1 protein-coding gene is annotated in these 648 nt (G+C 64.7%); it reads right to left on the minus strand.

Annotation, left to right across the window (positions count from 1 at the left end):
• A partial coding sequence (locus ACLQ2R_RS39500) for an AMP-binding protein (RefSeq protein ID WP_425966540.1) occupies positions 1-648 on the minus strand: 648 nt, incomplete at both ends.

The raw sequence follows: 648 nt of genomic DNA on the forward strand, positions 1-648 counted from the left end.
CGCGGTGAGACCGGGCCGGTTGAGGTAGCCGTGAGCCAGACCGGCCCCGGCGATATAGAGCTGACCCGATATCCCGATCGGTACCGGTCGCAGACGTTTGTCGAGAACATATGCGCGGTGATCGGGCATGGCGGTGCCGATGGGCACCGGGCCTCGCAGTGGCGTGTCGGGGCACACGTAGTTGGTGCACGCCACGGTGGTCTCGGTAGGACCGTAGGCGTGATGGAGCGTGAGCCCAGGTCGCGACCAGTGACCATGCAGCTTTTCGTCGAGCGCTTCGGCACCGACCACGAATCCGCGTAACCGGCTCTCCATGAGTTCCTGCGGATCGAGCAGGTGCATGAACGCCGGTGATACGAACGTGAACGTGACCTGTTCCGCGCGGAGCAGGTCGGTGAACGCGGCGGGGTCGGTGAAAACGGTGTGTGGTGCGCTGATGATGGTGGCGCCGGCCAGGAGGGGGGCGAAGGTGTCGAAGATGGTGGCATCGAAGGCGGGGTTAGCCGTTTGGGGGATGATGTCGGTGGCGGTGACGGCGAACTGCTCGACCGCGTTGTAGCAATAGTTATGAGCTGAGCGGTGGGAGACGAGGACGCCTTTGGGGGTGCCGGTGGAGCCGGAGGTGTAGATCAGGTAGGCGGCGTCGTC

Source organism: Streptosporangium sp. DT93 (assembly GCF_049844535.1).
Taxonomy (GTDB): domain Bacteria; phylum Actinomycetota; class Actinomycetes; order Streptosporangiales; family Streptosporangiaceae; genus Streptosporangium.